Origin of the sequence: Hydrotalea sp. AMD, from assembly GCF_004100315.1 — a bacterium.
GTDB lineage: Bacteria > Bacteroidota > Bacteroidia > Chitinophagales > Chitinophagaceae > Hydrotalea > Hydrotalea flava.
Genome location: NZ_SCKY01000055.1, coordinates 1 through 5334, shown reverse-complemented (window position 1 = coordinate 5334; position 5334 = coordinate 1). Strand labels below are relative to the sequence as shown.

Here is a 5334-nt window from a genome sequence, read left to right as displayed (position 1 = left end):
AGTTCAACTCAGAACAAGAAGGAGGAAAAACAAACCCGAAAACTGAAAATCGAGACATAATTCTGACACCAAGGGGTGGGTCAAAATTCAATGCAAATCCCGGGTCAAATTTGGGTGCAAATCAACAGGCTAGCGCTTTTGTGTTGAAGTAAGCGTCGATGTGACGTGCATACTCTGCTGCCTCATTATTTTTTCGACCTAGTTTTTCTAAGAAATCGACTATTTCCTCGTTGATTCCATCCGTGTCTTGAATCTCAATAAGATAAATAATCTCAGTGGATTCAAGAAAATGCCGAAGTTTTGAGAGGTACTTCGTTTTTGTACTTTTGGCCAGAGGTCTTCCAAGGTGCCTTCTCTTAAATAGGTCAATCAAGTATTCCTTTAGAGCGAGGGGGGCTGCTTGGTTGCACTTTATTTGGTTTATTTTTATTAAGAATTCTTCTGGCTGATCCGTAAGTGTGGCTGCCAGTTCCAAAATTAGACTGATAGTGACATCTAGCCTTTGTGTTGCTTGTTGTGACGGAATTAGCGGTGCGGGATTTTCTGTAATATCTGGAATATTTATGCCCTGTTTATGAGCGGCAAGGCTAGATCGATCCATTGAACGATGCGGAATTTCGCCACTTGCTATTTGCGCAATCGGGGTAGGCAAGTGATAAATTTGAAATGCTCTTTCAAGCATTATCAATTGCTCAACTATAGATAATGAATCTGTTCCCACTAGTTCGATTTGATTTATCTGGTTTCTTAGATCATCACTAATTTTCTGTTTTGCTACGCTTGTTTTTTTGCCTCGCCCCCTCCCGTTTTTGAGACGTTGCAAAATACTCACCGACTGCTGCGATAGTTGATGACGTCGTGTAGCTGCAAAGTTGGGATCAACTTCTTCAGAGGAGAATTCGATGTTTACCGTGTCAGCTAAGCTGAAGCATTGGTAATCCTCTTCCAGAACTTTCTTGTGAATCGCTAGTTCGGTAATGCCATTAAAAATCACTAAGGAAAACGAGAAGAGAAGGTTTAAGTCACTCACGGATTTGAAATTCTGATGGTCCTTTATCAATTTATTTAACGCTGGTTCGATGATCTTTCTTCTATGCAGGTTGCTCATCCACTTCGCATCAATTGGGTTTTTCTCCTGAAGTACTTCCCAGCTTTTGTATTGCAACCCATCGACGTCCACACTTTCAACACATTCACAAAAGTGGAATGCTAGCGCTTTAAATGAGTCTTGATATTTTTCAGTTGATTTAATTATTGCGAGCGCCTCTTGTGCAGCCTTTGTGCGTTGACCTAAGGGAAGTTTGTTGATATCTGCTGCAACTGATTCAATCTGTCTCTTGAGTTTGGAAAATTTAGTTAATCGCTCTTTCCGACGTTTTTCCTCACCGAATGACTTCGGATATTTACGTCCCTTGAAAAGTGCACCCGTAGGAAACGTTACTGTTGGAAGTGGATTTGGAAGAAACGCCTTAAGATGCTTTGAAGTACCTGCACGTATGGCATCAAGATCTCTTTGCCTTACACGTATGCTGCTAGTTCCGTGAATCGGTAACTTTAAGTGCTGATGGCCTAGAAGCATATCATTGAGTTCTCGATCAGCAAGTTCGAGGTAGGTTGAGCTTAAGTGTCTCGCGAAATTGCTGACTAGACTTTTATTTTTGATATATTTTTGAATCCAGTTTTCCCCAATATGTTCGATGCCCTTTGGGCTGATGTAGAAGAACAAAGGAATTTTTTGTTTTTCGGTTGTTTCTGGATTGCTTAGTACTTCTATCATCGTTGCTAGCTTTTTGCATTCAGTGTGACTTGCTAATTCTTTTAGCAATGGGAAGTAAACCACTTTTAACCAAAGGCTGATCTCTGAGTTGAGCGGAACCACTCTCGTTGAATTTCGATTGTCTAGATCTTTATCTTTTAGAATCAAAAGATGATTATTTAGATCAAAATTTATAGTTTCGGCGAAAGGATCTAGAAGTGGTCTCGGTGCGGTCGAAATACTTAGGTAAAGAATTGCAAGATCAGTTAACGAATTCCAGAATTCGTATATATCATGGCTCTTTATTTTTGATTCAATTGACAGCAGCGCTGTATCAATTTGTTTCTTGACTTGCGATAAGCTGGGGCAATGTATCGAGCCGGCTATATTAGTGCCGCTCGTTGTATCCTTCCGATAATAAGCTGTGCTTGCATCGCGCTGTTCATTGGGGCGTATGTGTATCAATTGCCCTTCCGTCAAGTTTCTTGTCTTGCGATTGTGTATTAATCGTAAACAATGACAGGGCCAATTATAATGATCGATTTGCAGCGTTTTACTAAGTAAATCTTGACCGAGTAATATCCTATCTATCCTTCTTGAAGGGACTTTGGTCTCGCAGCTTTTTGTTGAGTTTCCTTCTATATTTTTCGACTGATTGCTGTCATCTATTTCCTGGCTGAGTATTTCTAGTATTGGTAATTTAAATGTTCGATATTTCGACAGAATTTTAACAACATTTTGCGGTAGATCCAGGGTCTGAATAGTGACCACGTCGGTAGGCAAATGATCGCTTTCTGCATTTGATTCCGGGTTGAATTGAGGTCTTGTTCTGTGCAGTTTGGTTAAATCTGGATTGAGCCGCCATTCCTCTTGAGCTTTGAATGTGGACTCCGTGAAAACAAGATTTCGAAGCGGCTGGCTTGTTGTAATTTGAAGCCAAACAACGGCGGCTAGAATTTCTATGTCTTCTTTTTCTAGATTCGGATTGTTAGCGAGAACCATAAGAATCTGCTCGGGAATACCGGCATTGTGTTCAAATTTTGTGACAAAGTCCTCAACTATTTCATTGATGTAAGGATTCGCTGCAGACCATATTGATTCTTCAACCGATCGTTGCCATTTTCTATCCTCATCCTCAATGATTGCGGGTTTTTTAAGTACTGTTTGATTACGCGTTGGTTTTTTCCTGTTGTCACTTGGCGACGTGCTTTTATCGTTTTCTTTGTTTGCTGACGTTTGATTTTCATGCCTTCTAGGCGTGGGGAGCTCTAATTTTTCGATTCCAATCTGATTTTGGATATTTGCTAAATTCACTGAGTTATCAATTAAAGCTGCTGGTTGTTCACTTGTACTAAGAAAAATGATGGGTAGCGCTCTGAATTCATCAATCTTTTGAGCAAGATTCCGAATTTTTTGAGAGTTTTGGAAGTCAGTTGATTGAGATTCCAAATGTCCGTGAAATATCTCATGGATGACTGTTTGCCTAAACTTCAAATAGTCGGTATCCCACTTTTGGACTTTTATGCGGTTTGAAAGGAATTCCCATGTCGGGCTGTTGAGGTTTCGTAAAATGTTGGCTAAATCAAAAGCTTGACTAGAGAGTAGGGTGGTCTTATTACTATGTAAGTATGTTTGATAGTTTCTTTCTAATAGCCATAAAACAACTTGGGGATATATACCCTTGCAGTTTGACATGCCTGTGCGATTCAATAGCTCTGCAAAGGGGGCCGAGCCCCGGGGTACAGCTTCGCGGTTTCCAAACTTTAGCTTTGTGTCCGAGCGTAGGTTTTGGTAAATATTTGAGTTTTTAAACGCGTCGAGTTGATTTAGAACATTAATCAGCTTAGACAGTTTGCCAAAGAATGGATCAATCTTTCCCCATTTATCGATCGTTATGCGATAACAGTCGATCGTCAGCCAGCCCAGAACGTAGCGAAGTTGGCCTTCCGTGTCCACTGGAAGATCTAATGTGGGGCCGTTTGTTTGGTTGTGAAGATACTTGCTTAGCCAAAACGATTCGTCTAACTGTAATGAAATGATCAGATCGTCTAAAAAGCTGGGTGGGATGTCAGCATTTTTGGCGATCTGTGCCAGATCCAAGCAAAATCTCGGAGCTCGGATGATGAAATCGGGAACCCATTCGCCTTGGTGTGTGAGCGACATGATGGCATTGTAAAGTTGATACCATCATCTATTATTTACATCTAAATCCGCTTCGCAAGCAAATTGTACCTTCCAAAAGCAGTGCTCCCTGAAATATGACATTTGCAATTAAAGTCCATCTAAACAGAAATGTAGGGTGTTTAGAACAAATCGTTTTGCAGGAAACTTTGATGCTGATGATCCCTCTACAGTAAAGGCTTTTTTACTTCTTGAATTTGTTGTCTTCTTGGTATCCGTAGAGTATCTTGCACCACAGGTGCAAGTGAGCCGATACTCGCCTAGGAACTTTTGAATCTGTTATTTGCTAAGTTATTGGTCTTGTTCTGTTGATATAAAACTACATTGTTGGTGCAAACCAGTGTCTAAGCACTACATCTGAGAGCACGTATTCACGCCATTTTAGAACTAACTGTGTAGTCTTCTACACAGTTGCAAGTACCAATCTTCTAAGCCGAGGGTCAGGGGTTCGAGTCCCTTCGGGCAGGCCAAAATTTTTACCCAGTGGCGGGGTTAGCTCAGTTGGTAGAGCAACGGATTGTGATTCCGTGGGTCGTGGGTTCGAGCCCCATACCTCGCCCCAAGAATTCAAGGACTTAGCGTGCATTTGCCGCTAGGTCCTTTTTGTTTTTGAGTATTCAAAAGTAACTTAAATTCCCCATCTTTGGGTCATTGCGCCCACATTTTTAACCAATGTGAACTAAAGAGTTTTTCCAGCCTGTGACAACTTTGTGACAAATTCTGTGACAAAAAATTTGTCACAAGCACTTTTTGAGTATCGGTCTACTTTGTCAAGGTCGGACTTGTCACAGGGGGCAACCTTTGGTCTTTGTAATTTTTTGACTTTGTAAGCAACGTTTCAGATTTGGAATTAGGGATTAGGGGTTGTTGTCACTTTGTAATTTCGACGTGATGGCAGTGATTCATTGGATAAAAACCGAGGAGATACCAAGTCTCGGTAATCCGACCGGTAAAAGTTTGATTCAAGATAAAGGACTTACAGCACTACTGGATCATATCGCCAGCATCAATGAAGGTGGCTTTGTGTAGTTTGAAGTGTATTTAAGATCTCAAGTTATAGAGTATGCGAGTCCGTTTGAAGCGGACAGTGCTGCACAGCTTTTTTGGGCAGTTATTAGGCCTAAGCGGACATCCTTGCGCACACACCTAAAATGCTGTTAATTTGAACAGTGTATTGAGTGGTTTCTAATTTTTATGCTCAGATTGATGCAGGGTAATGCTCGTTTATGACAGGGCTGAAGGCCAGAACCACTGAGATATTAGGTACTTGTTGTCACCGCCAATGTAAAAATGACCCACTAACGCCAACTTAAAATTGACCCACCTGAGCAACAATTGCCGCTTTTTGGCGGCGCTATAAATGTTGACTCAGGAGAATCTAGTGGAAATACATGTAT

The 5334-nt window shown here is 41.0% G+C and carries 2 protein-coding genes and 1 tRNA gene; 2 read left to right on the top strand and 1 reads right to left on the bottom strand.

What is annotated here, in order from left to right; all coding sequences use genetic code 11:
* Positions 1–121: 121 nt before the first annotated feature.
* Positions 122–3919: a hypothetical protein gene (locus EO766_RS17670; RefSeq protein ID WP_287101705.1), complete on the bottom strand. Its 3798-nt coding sequence runs from the start codon at positions 3917–3919 to the stop codon at positions 122–124.
* A gap of 504 nt (positions 3920–4423) precedes the next feature.
* Here EO766_RS17670 and EO766_RS17665 point away from each other — a divergent pair.
* Both EO766_RS17665 and EO766_RS17660 read left to right on the top strand, forming a co-directional pair.
* Positions 4424–4499 (top strand) — tRNA-His (locus EO766_RS17665).
* Positions 4500–4828: 329 nt separating this feature from the next.
* Positions 4829–4966 (top strand): hypothetical protein, encoded by a 138-nt coding sequence (locus tag EO766_RS17660; protein WP_287101704.1) that lies wholly within the window; start codon positions 4829–4831, stop codon positions 4964–4966.
* Positions 4967–5334: the final 368 nt, after the last annotated feature.

Coding starts and splice junctions, on each gene's coding strand:
- EO766_RS17670 (WP_287101705.1), bottom strand. CDS start 3,919: ATGTCGCTCACACACCAAGGCGAATGGGTTCCCGATTTCATCATCCGA.
- EO766_RS17660 (WP_287101704.1), top strand. CDS start 4,829: ATGGCAGTGATTCATTGGATAAAAACCGAGGAGATACCAAGTCTCGGT.